The sequence below is a fragment of the Mycobacterium bourgelatii genome (assembly GCF_010723575.1).
GTDB classification, from domain to species: Bacteria; Actinomycetota; Actinomycetes; order Mycobacteriales; family Mycobacteriaceae; genus Mycobacterium; species Mycobacterium bourgelatii.
On sequence record NZ_BLKZ01000001.1, the window covers coordinates 1,885,495 to 1,898,924 of the forward strand.

The window sequence follows — 13,430 nt, forward strand, 5'->3', positions numbered from 1 at the left end:
CCGCCCGTGCGCCTGCACCTGCGTGGGTCGGGGCTGCCCGACGAAGCGCCGATCGAGTTGTGGGTCGTCGACGGACACATCAGTACCGAGCCGGTCGACGGCGCCGACACCGTCTTCGATGGCGGTTGGATCCTGCCCGGTCTGGTGGACCTGCACTGCCACATCGGGTTGGGCGAGCACGGCGCTGTCGAACTGGACGAAGCGATAGCCCAGGCCGAAACCGAACGCGACGTCGGCGTGCTGCTGGTGCGCGATTGCGGCGTACCCATCGACACCCGCAGCCTCGACGACCGCGACGACTTGCCCCGCATCATCCGGGCCGGACGACATCTGGCCCTGCCCAAGCGCTACGTGCCCGGCTTTGCCATCGAACTGGAAGACGAGTCACAGTTGCCGGCCGCGGTGGCCGAACAGGCGCAGCGCGGTGACGGTTGGATCAAGCTGATCGGTGACTGGATCGACCGCCAAGTCGGCGACCTCGCTCCGTTGTGGTCCGACGACGTGCTCAAGGATGCGATCGACACCGCCCACGCCCACGGCGCTCGGGTCACCGCGCACGTCTTCAGCGAGGACGCGCTGCCCGGCCTGCTAAATGCCGGTATCGACTGCATCGAGCACGGCACCGGCCTGACCGACGACACCATCCAGCTGATGCTCGACCACGGCACGGCGTTGGTGCCCACGCTGATCAATATCGAGAACTTCCCGGGCATCGCCGATTCGGCTGCCCGCTATCCCGTCTACGCCGCCCACATGCGCGACCTCTACGCCCGCAGCAACGAGCGACTGAGTGCGGCACGCGAGGCCGGCGTGCCGATATTCGCCGGCAGCGACGCCGGTGGGATGATCCGGCACGGGCGGGTCGCCGAGGAGGTCGAGGCGCTCAAGGGGATCGGTATGAGCCCCACCGACGCGCTGGGGGCGGCCTGTTGGGACGCTCGGCGCTGGTTGGGACGGCCGGGTCTGGACCACGGCGCATCCGCTGATTTCCTGTGTTATTCACAGGATCCGCGCGAGGGCATCGGCGTGCTGGGCCGGCCGGATCTTGTTGTCCTGCGTGGCAAGCTGTTTCGGCCCAACCCGTAACCCACCGTTCGCCTGCCTCCGGCGGCCGTCACCGTGTCAGACATGGTTAGTATCGCGGAATGGGGTTGGCCAGCGGTGCGACCTTCGCTGGTTACACCGTCGTACGAATGCTCGCTGCCACGGCAACGGGCGAGACCTACGTGGTCCAGCGGACGGGACTGTCCGGGCAGCAGACGCTGAAGGTCCTGCCGCCGGCCATGTCCGCCGACTCTGAATTTCGTCAGCGATTCCTGGCCGAGACGAACTACGTCACCAACCTGGATCACCCGAACATCCTGGACGTGTACGACCGTGGTGAATTCGACGGCCAGTTGTGGGTCGCCATGGACTACGTCGATGCCGTGGACGCCGTGCAACTCATGGCCGACCGGTTCCCGGCGGTCCTGCCGGTCGACGAGGTGCTCTCCATTGTCACCGCCGTGGCGGACGCGCTCGATTACGCCCACCGCCGCGGCCTGTTGCACCGCGATGTCAACCCCGCCAACATCCTGCTGACCAATCCCGGCTCCGGAGAGCGGCGAATCCTGTTGAGTGACTTCGGGATAACGCGCCCTCCTGAGCAATTGGCCGAATACGCCGCGCCTGAACTGATTGCGGGCAGCGAAATCGATGCCCGCACCGACCAATACGCGCTGGCCGCCACCGCGATGCAGCTACTCACCGGGGCCCCGCCCGTCGATCGCTCCCATCCGGTCCTATCTCAACTGGACGAGCTGCGTCCGGACTTGGCTGGCCTCAACGGCGTCCTCGCCCGAGCGTTCGCGGCACACCCCGGTGATCGCTACGCGAGTTGCGGCGAATTCGCTGCCTCGCTCAATGAGTTGGCCGGAGCGGCGACCAGCGGTGACATCGCGCCCGCCCCCGATCCCTACATCGCAAAGCCGGCGACCGCCGATGTTGTCAACTATCCGGTCTATGACTGGCCCGAAACCGCTGACTTCTCACCGCAATTCGCCCCGACGACACCGCCGACACCGCCGTTACCCCCGACGCCACCGGCGAACCCGCAACCGCTCGGGCCGACGCCCCGAACCCTCCGACCGCGCAGGATCATGGCCGGTTCGGCGGCGGCCGTGATGGTTCTCGGCGGCCTGTTGTTCGCCGGGATCGAGATCGGGCGCAAGACCGTCTCCACCACTGACCAAGCGAGTAGCACACCCCCGAGCGCTTCGGCTAGTCCCCAAGCCCCCTCAACCACTGCGCCGGCCGGTGGCCCAGCGCCATTGGACGGCACCTACCGCATCGAGATCCAACGCTCCAAGCAAACCTTCGACTTCATCCTGAGCCCGCAGTACCCGGACATAACTACCTGGTGGGCAATCCGGACCTCGTGCCGACCAGCGGGATGCCTGGCAGCCGCAACCATGCTCGACGAGGACAACCACGCCCAAGCGGTCCCCAACATCAGGCCGATCGTCTTCGAATACCGCGACGGTCAGTGGCGGTCGCGGCCGGAAAAAGTGCAGTTCGCCTGCGTCCATGTCAATGGAACGGAGAGCACCGAGTCCACGACGCAGGTGTTGTCGCTGCGGCCGCAACCGCTGGGTGAGTTGGTCGGGGAGATGGTTGTCACCGTGCACACCGATGAGTGCGGTCAAGGGGGGAAGGTCGTTCGGATTCCGGCGGTGGTGACCCGCAGTGCCGATGTGCCGCCTGCGGTGGTTGTGCCTGATCTCGGGCTTATCCCCAACGCCCCCGGCAACAACCCGACGCCGACGGCGACCCCACCGGCGCCATCCGCTCCACCCTCGGGGCCTGGCCGCTGAACCGAGCAAGCCATGAAAGATTGCGAGCACTCACTATCTATGTTAGGTTCGCTCCAGGCGACGACCAGGAGGAAGCAGTGAGCTACGACGTGATCATTCGGGATGGCCTGTGGTTCGACGGCACCGGCGCAGCGCCGCAAGTGCGGAACCTGGGTATCCGCGACGGCGTGGTGGCCACCGTGTCGGTCAAGCCGCTTGACGAAACCGGTTGCCCGGAGGTGATCGACGCGGCGGGGAAGTGGGTCGTGCCCGGTTTCATCGATGTGCACACCCACTACGACGCCGAGATCCTGCTCGACCCCGGCCTGCGGGAGTCGGTGCGCCACGGCGTCACCACCGTCCTGTTGGGCAACTGCTCGCTGTCGACGGTCTACGCCGACACCGAAGATGCCGCCGACCTGTTCAGCCGGGTGGAAGCGGTGCCGCGCAAATTCGTTCTTGGCGCACTGGCGAACGCCAAAACGTGGTCGACGGCCGCCGAATACATCGAAGCGATCGACGCCCTGCCGTTGGGCCCCAATGTCAGTTCCCTACTTGGTCATTCGGACTTGCGCACCGCGGTGTTAGGACTGGAGCGCGCCACCGACGACACCGTGCGGCCCACCGAAGCCGAGCTGGCGAAGATGGAGAAACTGCTCGAAGAGGCGCTCGACGCCGGCATGCTCGGCATGTCCGGGATGGACGCGGCGATCGACAAGCTCGACGGCGACCGTTTCCGGTCGCGCGCCCTGCCGTCGACCTTCGCGACGTGGCGGGAACGGCGCCGGTTGATCAACGTGTTGCGCAAGCGCCGTCGGATGCTGCAGAGCGCACCCGACGTCGACAGCCCGACTTCGGCACTGATGTTCTTCTTGACCAGCAGCCGGATTCTGAACCGCCGCAAGGGGGTTCGGATGAGCATGCTGGTGTCGGCCGACGCCAAGTCAATGCCGCTGGCGGTCCACGTCTTCGGACGCGGCACCCGTCTGCTCAACAAGCTGCTAGGCGCCAGTGTGCGGTTCCAGCATCTTCCGGTTCCGTTCGAGCTGTACTCCGACGGCATCGACCTACCGGTCTTCGAAGAGTTCGGTGCGGGAACAGCGGCGTTGCATCTGCGCGACGAGATCGAGCGCAACGAGTTGCTGGCCGACGAGTCCTACCGGCGTTGGTTCCGCCGGGAATTCGACCGCAAGAAGCTGGGGCCGTCGCTGTGGCATCGCGACTTCCACGACGCGGTGATCGTTGAGTGCCCCGATAAGTCGTTGATTGGCAAGAGCTTTGGGGCCATCGCCGACGAGCGCGGCTTGCATCCGCTGGACACTTTCCTCGATGTCCTGGTGGAAAACGGCGAGCGCAACGTGCGGTGGACGACCGTCGTCGGCAACCACCGACCCAGGCAACTCAACAAGCTCGCGGCCGACCCAAGCATCCACATGGGCTTCTCCGACGCCGGAGCACACCTGCGCAACATGGCCTTCTACAACTACGCCCTGCGGTTGCTGCGGCGCACGCGTGACGCCGACCGCGCCGGCCAGCCGTTCCTGACCGTCGAGCGTGCGGTGCATCGCCTGACCGGTGAAGTGGCCGAGTGGTTCGGCGTCAACGCAGGCACTTTGCGCCAAGGTGACCGTGCGGACTTCGTGATCGTCGATCCGACTCACCTGGACGACTCGGTGGACAGCTACCACGAGGAGGAGGTGCCGTTCTACGGCGGCTTGCGGCGCATGGTCAACCGCAACGACGAAACCGTGGTCGCGACGGGTGTCAATGGCGTCGTGGTGTTCCGCGGTGGCCCGTCTGGCGGTGAATTCCGCGAGGGCTACGGGCAGACCGTGAAGTCCGGCCGTTACCTTCGCGCGGGCGAGCGCGAACAGCGCGCGCTGAGCCTGTCGGCCTGACATGGCCAGGACTCAACAGCAACGCCGCGAAGAAACCGTCGCCAGGCTGCTTCAGGCGTCCATCGACACGATCATCGAATTTGGCTACGCGCGGGCGTCGGCCGCGGTGGTCACCAAGCGCGCGGGCGTCTCGGTCGGGGCGTTGTTCCGCCACTTCGAGACGATGGGTGACTTCATGGCCGCCACGGCGTCCGAAGTGTTACGCCGCCAGATAGAGACGTTCACCAAGCAGATCACCGAAATACCGGCCGACAAGCCGGCGCTGGAAGCGGCACTGGCCATCCTGCGTGACATCACCGCCGGCCCCGTCAACGCGGTGCTCTACGAGCTGATGATGGCCGCGCGCACCGACGAAAAGCTCAAAGCCACTCTGCAACAAGAACTTTTCCAGTATCGGGCGAAGATGTACGACGCCGCCAAGGCGATGCCTGGGACCGAAAGCATCCCCGAGGACACGCTTCCGGTGCTGGTGACGTTGCTGACCAACGTCTTCGACGGCGCCGCCGTCGTGGAGGGTGTGCTGCCGCAGCCGGACATCGCCGAGCGCAGGATCCCGGTGTTGACCACGCTGCTCACCGCCGCGTGGCCAAGGACCGGCGACGAGGGCGATTAGAGGACGCCGATGCTGGCCTGTGGGCTCTGCGCGAATCCCCAGTCGAACAGGTTCGCGGCCTGGTCCCAGTAGGTGGGCCCGCCTTCTTTCACCAGTCCGTACATCATGGCGATCACCAGCCGGCGGCCACCGCGGGAAGCGGCACCGACGAACGTCTTGCGTGCGGCCTGGGTGTAGCCCGTCTTGCCGCCGATCGCCCCGGGATACCGGTGCAGCAGCTCATCCTGGTTGACGATCACATGGTCGCCCCCTTCGCCGGGGAACACCGCCGATGGTTCGGCGGTGATCTGCGCGAACAGCGGGTTACCCATCGCGGCGCGGAAGATGGCGGCCAGGTCGTGCGCGGTCGAGGCCCCTGGACCGGTGGGGCCGTCCAGTCCCGAGGGACTGGCCGCGTAGGTGCTCGTCGCTCCCAGTGACGCCGCCTTGGCATTCATCTTGGCGACGGCGGCGTCCTGGCCGCCCAGCATGTGCGCCAGCGTGTTGGCGGCGTCGTTACCGGAAACCAGCAGCAGGCCGTCGAGCAATTCGCGAGTGGTGTAAGTGTGGCCGGCTTTGACGCCGACGCAGTTGCATTCGACCTGGGTGTCGGCGACGTCGGCGACGACGGTGTCGTTCATGTTCAGTTCGTCGAGCACCACGAGGGACAACAGCACCTTGATCGTGCTCGCGGGCGGGTGGACGGCATCTTGGTCACGCCCGGCGAGCACCTGGCCGCTGTCGAGATCGGCCACGATCCAGGTCTGCGCAGGGCCGTCCGGTATCGGCGCGGTGCCCACAGGCTGCACATCGACGTCCGCGTTCGCAACAGGGCTGGCGACGCCGGGCAGGGCGATGGTGAACAACGCCGCGGCTGATGCCATCAGTTTCCGCATGGGCGCTGAGTGTAACGGCCCCACCTATAGGTGTTGAATGCTTGCATGCTCAGCCTGGCCGAAATTTCCGACCGTCTCGAGATCCAGCAACTACTCGTCGACTACTCCACGGCAATTGACCAGCGCCGCTTCGACGACCTGGACAAGGTGTTCACGCCGGATGCCTACATCGACTACACGGCATTGGGCGGAATCGAGGGGCATTACCCCGAGGTCAAGAAGTGGCTTTCGGAAGTACTGCCCAACTTCCCGGTGTATTCGCACATGCTGGGCAACTTCGACGTGCGCATCGCCGGCGACACCGCTTCGTCCCGGGTGATCTGCTTCAACCCGATGGTGCTGCCAGGGGAGAAGGACCAGATCCTGTTCTGCGGCCTCTGGTACGACGACGAATTCGTCCGCACCCCCGAAGGATGGCGGATGACGCGGCGGGTCGAGAGCAAGACCTTCCAGAAGCTGCTCTAGCGGGCGGGATGGTCGCGGCCCGCTGCGCTCGGCGTTGATGCTGCGCTTTTGGCGGAGTCTTCTCGTACTTTTCCGCCCTGGGCGCAGAGTCAATGCGGCCGTCTGGCCCGCCCGGCGTTGATGCTGCGCTTTGGGCGGGGTCTTCTCGTACTTTTCCGCCAAGGGCGCAGAGTCAAGTGTCGCGACCGCGCTTGCGATCGCTCCGATTTCAGGCTGACGAGGACGTTCTGGCACAATGGGCGGCTGTCCGCCCCGCGATCACGATCGCTCGGTGGTCACACACGCGAGGCAAAACCGGAGCCGGGCATCCCGCCCGGATCGCTGAATTGCAGCGTGACACACACAGGAGAATTCGCTTAACCATGGCTGTAAAGATCAAGCTCACTCGGCTTGGCAAGATCCGCAACCCCCAGTACCGAATCGCCGTCGCTGACGCGCGCACCCGCCGCGACGGCCGCTCGATCGAGGTCATCGGCCGGTACCACCCGAAGGAAGAGCCGAGCCTCATCGAGATCAACTCCGAGCGCGCCCAGTACTGGCTGTCCGTGGGTGCCCAGCCCACCGAGCCCGTCTTGAAGCTGCTGAAGATCACCGGTGACTGGCAGAAGTTCAAGGGTCTGCCCGGCGCCGAGGGCCGGTTGAAGGTCAAGCCCCCCAAGCCCAGCAAGCTGGAGCTGTTCAACGCCGCGCTGGCTGCTGCCGAGGGCGGGCCCACAACTGAGGCCGCGAAGCCGAAGAAGAAGTCCGGCGGTAAGAAGGCCAAGGCCGACGACTCCGCTCCCGAGGCTGCCGCAGAGTCGGCGGAGGCCCCGGCAGAGGCTGAGAAGTCTGAGTCGACCGAGTCGGCTGAGTCCAAGGAAAGCTGACGCGGGCCATGAGCACCGTCGTTGTAGACGCCGTTGAGCATCTGGTCCGCGGAATCGTGGACAACCCTGACGATGTGCGGGTGGATCTGGTGACGAGCCGCCGGGGGCGCACGGTCGAAGTTCACGTGCACCCGGATGACTTGGGCAAGGTGATCGGGCGCGGCGGACGTACCGCGACCGCGTTGCGCACGTTGGTCGCCGGCATCGGCGGCCGCGGTATCCGCGTCGACGTGGTGGACACCGACCAATAACGACATCCTTGCTCGTGGAGCACCCATGGAGCTGGTAGTCGGGCGCGTGGTGAAGGCGCACGGCGTCACCGGCGAGGTCGTCGTCGAGGTACGCACCGACGACCCGGACTCGCGGTTCGCGCCGGGCACCAGGCTGCGCGCCAAAAAGGGCCGCAACGCCCGCGGCGGTCCGGCGGAGGAGCGGAGTTATGTCGTCGACAGCGCCCGCGACCACGGTGCACGGCTGTTGGTGCGATTGGCCGGAGTAACCGACCGGGACACCGCGGATGCATTGCGTGGCAGCCTGTTCGTCATCGATTCCGGCGAGCTGCCGCCCATCGACGAACCTGACACTTACTACGACCACCAGCTCGAGGGCCTGCGGGTGCGCACGGTGGCGGGGGAGGACATCGGCGTCGTCGCCGAGGTGTTGCACACCGCAGCCGGCGAATTGCTGTCGGTCCGACGTCCAGACGGAGGCCCAGAAGTCTTGGTGCCCTTCGTCGGTGCGATTGTCACATCGGTGTCGCTTGACGAGGGCACGCTCGAGATCGACCCGCCCGACGGTCTGCTGGACCTGGGTTAGCCAGGTGGCGCCATGAGGATCGACGTCGTCACCATTTTCCCGGCATGCCTGGATCCGCTGCGACAGTCATTGCCGGGCAAGGCAATTGCGTCTGGGGTGGTCGACCTGCGGGTGCACAACCTGCGGGATTGGACGCACGATGTGCACCATTCGGTGGACGACGCTCCGTACGGGGGTGGCCCGGGGATGGTGATGAGGGCGCCGGTGTGGGGCGAAGCGCTCGACGAAATCTGTTCCGACGAAACGCTGTTGATCGTTCCGACCCCTTCCGGTGTGTTGTTCAACCAGTCCACGGCGCAGCGGTGGAGCGGCGAGTCGCACCTGGTGTTTGCCTGCGGGCGTTACGAGGGCATCGATCAGCGGGTCGTCGAGGATGCCGCACGCCGGATGCGCGTCGAGGAGGTCTCGATCGGCGACTACGTGTTGCCCGGCGGCGAGTCGGCTGCGGTGGTGATGATCGAGGCAGTGGTGCGGTTGTTGGTCGGAGTGCTGGGCAATCCCGCGTCGCTAGAAGATGATTCGCATTCTCCGGGCCTGGATCGGCTGTTGGAAGGGCCCACCTACACCCGGCCCACGAGTTGGCGTGGGCTCGACGTTCCGGAGATCCTGCTGTCCGGCGACCATGCCAAAATCGCCGCCTGGCGTCGGGAGGTTTCGCTGCAACGCACCCGGGAACGTCGGCCGGATCTGCTCAGATCCGACCCTTCGGAAAAATCGTCTTGACGGCGTCGGTGATCGTCGCGCGCGCCGTGGCTTCGTCAGAGGGCTGCAGCGATTCGATGACCATGATGTAGCGGCGGTCCGATCCGATCACTCCGGTGGACAGGTGCATCCAGTCCGCCCCGATGCAGCACATCCAACCCTGCTTGACCGCGACCGGTTCGGCGTACAGGCCGTCGGGGATGCCGAAGCGCTGCGGGTAGCCGTCGACGCCCAGCGGGGTGGACCGGGCCAAGTTGTTGATGATGATGCCCGCGCGCTCCAATGGCAGTCCGCCAGATCCGTCCAGCAGCATCTCGTAGTAGCGGATCAGGTCAGTTGCCGAGCTCACGGTGTTCCACCAGCGCCCGTCGCTGGGCGGCGCGGTAGATGTCAGGCCGTAGCGGGCCGCGATCGAAGTGATGATGGCGTCGCCGCCGTCCTGGCCCCAGAAACGTTCGGCCGCGCCGTCGTCGGACGACCGCAACATGATGTCCAACGCCTGGTGATCGTCTGCGGACAGCGCGAGCTTGCCCTGATGTTCCTGCAAAAGCAGATAGTCGGCGATGAAAAGCTTGGCTACCGACGCGGTGGCGATGATGTGGGTACTGCCGTTGGACACGAGCTGGTGGGTGGCGCGATCGAGGACGGCGACCGTCAGCTTGGCGCCACGGGCCAATGCCTCGTCGGTCGCCTGCTGCATGCGCTCTTGTACGCCGTTCAAACCGGTGCTCATCAGCGCCTCCACCGGGCCGGGCGGTGTGATGGTGCGCAGCAGCAGCTCGAACACCTGCGGCGCCGGTTGCGAATCTTGTTGCGACACGCGGCGCTCGGACGGATTGTTCGCCTTCGCCTGTACCTTCGCCTCGCACCCCGCGACAACCACCAACGTGACCGCTGCCAGAGCGGTGAGCCACGTCAGCGGCCGGTTTCGCATCTCACTCCTTCTGGCTCCGCACCCCGGTTTGGGACACCTCATATGTACCATCTACCGGCACTTTCAGCCGGGCGGGAATGATTCCGATTTCATGTGATTTTCACTGCATGCGAACCATCTGGCACAATTGACCAGTTGTCTCCAGCGGCTCTCGCCCCACAGGGCCGGTTCCCGCCTGCTGCGAGACGCAACGAGAAGCCCGAAACCCATCGGCTCGATGACCGCCACACGCTCGCGTGCGGGCGGTTTGTCAGGCCGCCAACCCGAGGAAGTGTGTCCGATGAACAGGCTGGACTTCGTCGATAAGGCGTCGCTGCGCGACGACATCCCGGCCTTCAGTCCGGGCGACACGATCAACGTGCACGTCAAAGTGATCGAAGGCGCCAAGGAACGTATCCAGGTCTTCAAGGGCGTGGTGATCCGCCGGTCCGGCGGAGGCGTCCGCGAGACCTTCACCGTCCGCAAGGAAAGCTACGGCGTCGGCGTCGAACGCACCTTCCCGGTGCATTCGCCGAACATTGACCACATCGAGGTCATCACCCGCGGCGACGTGCGTCGCGCCAAGCTGTACTACTTGCGTGAACTCCGTGGCAAGAAGGCCAAGATCAAGGAAAAGCGCTGACCGCGAGCGGCCCTGGCCAGGGGACACCGACCGTGCTAATACGCTGACCTCGTGACCGAAACCACCGACTCCCCATCGGAGCGCCGGCCCGGCGAGTCCGAGCCAGCGGACGAGGCCGGCACGGAAGGCAAGGAAGGCAAGGTCGAGGAGCCTTCGGTCGAAGCGGCCAAGAACGACACGAAAGACGAGTCGAAGCCGCAGAAGTCGAAGCTACGTGAATTCGCGACGCTGACGGCCATCGCGCTGGTGTTGTACTACGTCATGCTGACGTTCGTCGCGCGTCCCTACCTGATCCCGTCGGAGTCGATGGAACCCACGCTGCACGGGTGCTCGACGTGTGTCGGTGACCGCATCATGGTCGACAAGCTCACCTACCGCTTCAGCTCGCCCAAGCCCGGTGACGTGATCGTCTTCAAAGGTCCGCCGTCGTGGAACCTTGGCTACCACTCGATTCGCTCAAAGAACCCCGCGGTGCGCTGGGTGCAGAACGTACTGTCGGTGATCGGCTTTGTCCCACCCGACGAGAACGACTTGGTGAAGCGTGTCATCGCGGTCGGCGGGCAGACGGTGCAGTGCCGGGCTGACACCGGCCTGACGGTCGACGGGAAGCCGGTCAAGGAGCCGTACTTGGATCGGGCCACCATCGGCGACCATGGTCTTGACCGCGGCGGTAACCCGGACGCGTTGCTCTGTCAGTACATGGGCCGCGACTGGGGACCCGTAGTCGTCCCGTCTGGGCGGCTATGGGTGATGGGTGACAACCGAAGCCATTCATCAGATTCCCGCGCCCATTGCGTCACTTCGCCGACAGACACACTGGCGCACGTCTTGTGCACAGGTGATCCGGAGTCGGGCACCGTGCCGGTGGACAACGTCATCGGCAAGGCCAGGTTCATCGTGTGGCCGCCGTCGCGCTGGGGTGGTGTATCCGCGATCAACCCGCAGCAGGGTCAGTAGCCGTGGCCACGACGTGGCCACCGAGGACGGTGATCCGCAAGGCTGGGGGATTGCGAACCCTGGAATCGGCGCTGCATCGCAGCGGACTGGGGCCGGTGGCCGGCGTGGACGAGGTCGGCCGTGGCGCCTGCGCCGGTCCGCTCGTGGTGGCGGCCTGCGTGCTCGGCCCAAATCGGCTGGAAAGCCTTGCAGCTCTTAATGATTCGAAGAAGCTGACGGAGAAGGCGCGGGAGCGGCTGTTCCCGTTGATCCGCCGGTACGCGCTGGCATACCACGTTGTCTTCATCCCGTCGGTCGAGGTGGATCGGCGCGGAGTGCACGCGGCCAACATCGAAGGCATGCGTCGTGCGGTGGCTGGGTTGTCCGTGCGGCCAGGATATGTACTCAGCGACGGCTTTCGGGTGCCCGGCCTGCCGGTCCCGTCGCTGCCGGTGGTCGGCGGCGACGCGGCGGCCGCCTGCATCGCCGCTGCCAGCGTCTTGGCGAAGGTCAGCCGCGACCGCTTGATGGTCGCGATGGACGTCGACTACCCCGGGTACGGGTTCGCCGACCACAAGGGGTACTGCACCCGAGCGCACAGTCGCGCGTTGAACCGGTTGGGTCCCTGCCCCGAGCACCGCTATTCGTTTATCAACGTTCGGCGGGTGGCATCCGGTTCGGACACAAAAGTGGTAGCCGAGTTCAAACCTGACAATCCGGACGAGGACGGCGAAGACTGGTGAGGGAAGATGAAGCATTGGCAAATCGCCCGGGGAGAAGGACGTCTGAGCGGATGAGTGGCAGATGAGCGCAGAAGATCTCGAAAAATATGAAACCGAGATGGAGCTCTCGCTATACCGCGAATACAAGGACATCGTCGGTCAATTCAGCTACGTCGTAGAAACCGAGCGGCGCTTCTACCTGGCCAACAGTGTCGAGATGGTGCCGCGGAACGCCGACGGCGAGGTGTACTTCGAATTGCGGTTGGCCGACGCCTGGGTGTGGGACATGTACCGGCCGGCGCGCTTCGTCAAGCAGGTGCGGGTGGTCACCTTCAAGGACGTCAACATCGAAGAAGTAGAGAAGCCCGAGCTTCGCCTGCCCGACTAATTGTTGCTGTTGGCTGGCAGTTGGCCGCCGCCTTCGACGACCTTGCGGGCGACGTCGGCCAGCTTGATGTTCAAGCTCTGAGAGTGGCGGCGCAGCAGGTCGAACGCCTCGTTCTCGTTGACGTTGTGCAGCAACATCAGCATGCCCACCGCCTTGCCGATCTCGCGGTTGCTGAACAAGCCCTGTCGCAGGCTGGCGGCATCCTCGCCCTTGGCAATGGCGTTGATGGCCACGCTGGCGAAGGCCGCCAGCACCGCCGCCCGCCCCGCCGATTCGTTGTTGAACCGGTTGGGGGCATCGCTGAACAGGTTGAGGGCGGCGCCCTTGCGCTTGTCGATCAACAGCCGGAACCCCATGGCGCCGCGCACGGGCGTCTCTTCCAGCAGGCTCCTCGAAAAGTGGGGCCACGCGCTGGCTTTCGTCAGGTCCGGCTCGATCTGCGGGGTTTCTTCCTCGATCGCGTCGATGCACGGGCCGTCCCCGGCCCGCCGTTCCAGGTCATCGACGTGCTGTGCCAGCCGGTCGCTGGCCCCGACCGTGACGTAGCGGTCGTCCGTGCGTACCAGCAGGCTGGCGTGGTCGCATCCCGGAACGATCAGGGTCGCAGCGATGCACAGCGCTGCGTACATCTGGGACGCGTCCGACCCCTGATAGATAATTTCGGCTAACGCAGCGAAGACCGTTGCCGGGTCGGCTTTGGGACCGCCGGTAGGTGACTCCTCGGCGGCCACCTCCTCGAGCTCCTGGATGTCTTGCTGCAGG

General features: G+C 65.4%; 15 protein-coding genes and 1 pseudogene. 13 read left to right on the plus strand and 3 right to left on the minus strand.

Annotated features, from left to right (window positions below):
• Window positions 1-6: 6 nt before the first annotated feature.
• From G6N68_RS08345 to G6N68_RS08360, 4 genes are read left to right on the plus strand one after another with little or no spacing between them, the layout of a single operon-like run.
• On the plus strand, window positions 7-1,086 hold the full coding sequence (locus tag G6N68_RS08345) for a metal-dependent hydrolase family protein (RefSeq protein WP_163710283.1): 1,080 nt from the start codon (window positions 7-9) through the stop codon (window positions 1,084-1,086).
• A 59-nt stretch (window positions 1,087-1,145) separates the two neighbouring features.
• Window positions 1,146-2,852, plus strand: a complete 1,707-nt coding sequence (locus G6N68_RS08350; protein WP_163710286.1) for a serine/threonine-protein kinase — start codon at window positions 1,146-1,148, stop codon at window positions 2,850-2,852.
• A 35-nt stretch (window positions 2,853-2,887) separates the two neighbouring features.
• Window positions 2,888-4,729, plus strand: a complete 1,842-nt coding sequence (locus G6N68_RS08355; protein WP_163718350.1) for an N-acyl-D-amino-acid deacylase family protein — start codon at window positions 2,888-2,890, stop codon at window positions 4,727-4,729.
• 1 nt (window position 4,730) lies between these two features.
• Window positions 4,731-5,342 carry a TetR/AcrR family transcriptional regulator gene (locus tag G6N68_RS08360; RefSeq protein WP_163710290.1) on the plus strand — a complete coding sequence of 204 codons (612 nt, stop codon included), beginning with the start codon at window positions 4,731-4,733 and terminating at the stop codon, window positions 5,340-5,342.
• On the opposite strand, the gene G6N68_RS08365 is transcribed toward G6N68_RS08360, so the two are convergent.
• Complete coding sequence (locus G6N68_RS08365) at window positions 5,339-6,217, minus strand: D-alanyl-D-alanine carboxypeptidase family protein (RefSeq protein WP_163710293.1); 879 nt, start codon at window positions 6,215-6,217, stop codon at window positions 5,339-5,341. The genes G6N68_RS08360 and G6N68_RS08365 overlap by 4 nt on opposite strands.
• 45 nt (window positions 6,218-6,262) lie before the next feature.
• On the opposite strand from G6N68_RS08365, the gene G6N68_RS08370 reads away from it, so the two are divergent.
• From G6N68_RS08370 to trmD, 5 genes are all read left to right on the plus strand, one after another.
• A complete protein-coding gene (locus G6N68_RS08370; protein WP_163710295.1) occupies window positions 6,263-6,682 on the plus strand; it encodes a nuclear transport factor 2 family protein in 420 nt (139 codons plus the stop codon).
• 362 nt (window positions 6,683-7,044) lie between these two features.
• The gene (gene rpsP, locus G6N68_RS08375; protein ID WP_163710298.1) at window positions 7,045-7,548 is read left to right on the plus strand and encodes a 30S ribosomal protein S16; all 504 of its coding nucleotides are present in this window, start codon (window positions 7,045-7,047) and stop codon (window positions 7,546-7,548) included.
• 8 nt (window positions 7,549-7,556) lie between these two features.
• Window positions 7,557-7,799, plus strand: coding sequence for an RNA-binding protein (locus tag G6N68_RS08380; RefSeq protein WP_036354608.1), 243 nt, complete (start codon window positions 7,557-7,559; stop codon window positions 7,797-7,799).
• A gap of 25 nt (window positions 7,800-7,824) precedes the next feature.
• Window positions 7,825-8,364 carry a ribosome maturation factor RimM gene (gene rimM, locus G6N68_RS08385; RefSeq protein ID WP_163710300.1) on the plus strand — a complete coding sequence of 180 codons (540 nt, stop codon included), beginning with the start codon at window positions 7,825-7,827 and terminating at the stop codon, window positions 8,362-8,364.
• A gap of 12 nt (window positions 8,365-8,376) precedes the next feature.
• On the plus strand, window positions 8,377-9,087 hold the full coding sequence (trmD, locus tag G6N68_RS08390) for a tRNA (guanosine(37)-N1)-methyltransferase TrmD (protein ID WP_163710303.1): 711 nt from the start codon (window positions 8,377-8,379) through the stop codon (window positions 9,085-9,087).
• Here trmD and G6N68_RS08395 read toward each other — a convergent pair.
• Entirely contained in the window at window positions 9,056-10,000 is a 945-nt protein-coding gene (locus G6N68_RS08395; protein WP_163710306.1) for a serine hydrolase, read from the minus strand. The two genes, trmD and G6N68_RS08395, sit on opposite strands and share 32 nt — an antisense overlap.
• A 280-nt stretch (window positions 10,001-10,280) precedes the next feature.
• Between G6N68_RS08395 and rplS the strand changes: the two genes are divergently transcribed.
• From rplS to G6N68_RS08415, 4 genes and pseudogenes are all read left to right on the plus strand, one after another.
• Window positions 10,281-10,622 carry a 50S ribosomal protein L19 gene (gene rplS / locus G6N68_RS08400; RefSeq protein ID WP_163710308.1) on the plus strand — a complete coding sequence of 114 codons (342 nt, stop codon included), beginning with the start codon at window positions 10,281-10,283 and terminating at the stop codon, window positions 10,620-10,622.
• Window positions 10,623-10,673: 51 nt separating this feature from the next.
• Window positions 10,674-11,579, plus strand: a complete 906-nt coding sequence (gene lepB, locus G6N68_RS08405) for a signal peptidase I (RefSeq protein ID WP_163710311.1) — start codon at window positions 10,674-10,676, stop codon at window positions 11,577-11,579.
• 2 nt (window positions 11,580-11,581) lie between these two features.
• A pseudogene (locus G6N68_RS08410) lies at window positions 11,582-12,311 on the plus strand (ribonuclease HII).
• Window positions 12,312-12,362: 51 nt separating this feature from the next.
• Window positions 12,363-12,668, plus strand: a complete 306-nt coding sequence (locus G6N68_RS08415; protein WP_066854430.1) for a DUF2469 domain-containing protein — start codon at window positions 12,363-12,365, stop codon at window positions 12,666-12,668.
• On the opposite strand, the gene G6N68_RS08420 is transcribed toward G6N68_RS08415, so the two are convergent.
• Window positions 12,665-13,417, minus strand: a complete 753-nt coding sequence (locus G6N68_RS08420; protein WP_163718353.1) for a GAF and ANTAR domain-containing protein — start codon at window positions 13,415-13,417, stop codon at window positions 12,665-12,667. The genes G6N68_RS08415 and G6N68_RS08420 overlap by 4 nt on opposite strands.
• Window positions 13,418-13,430: the final 13 nt, after the last annotated feature.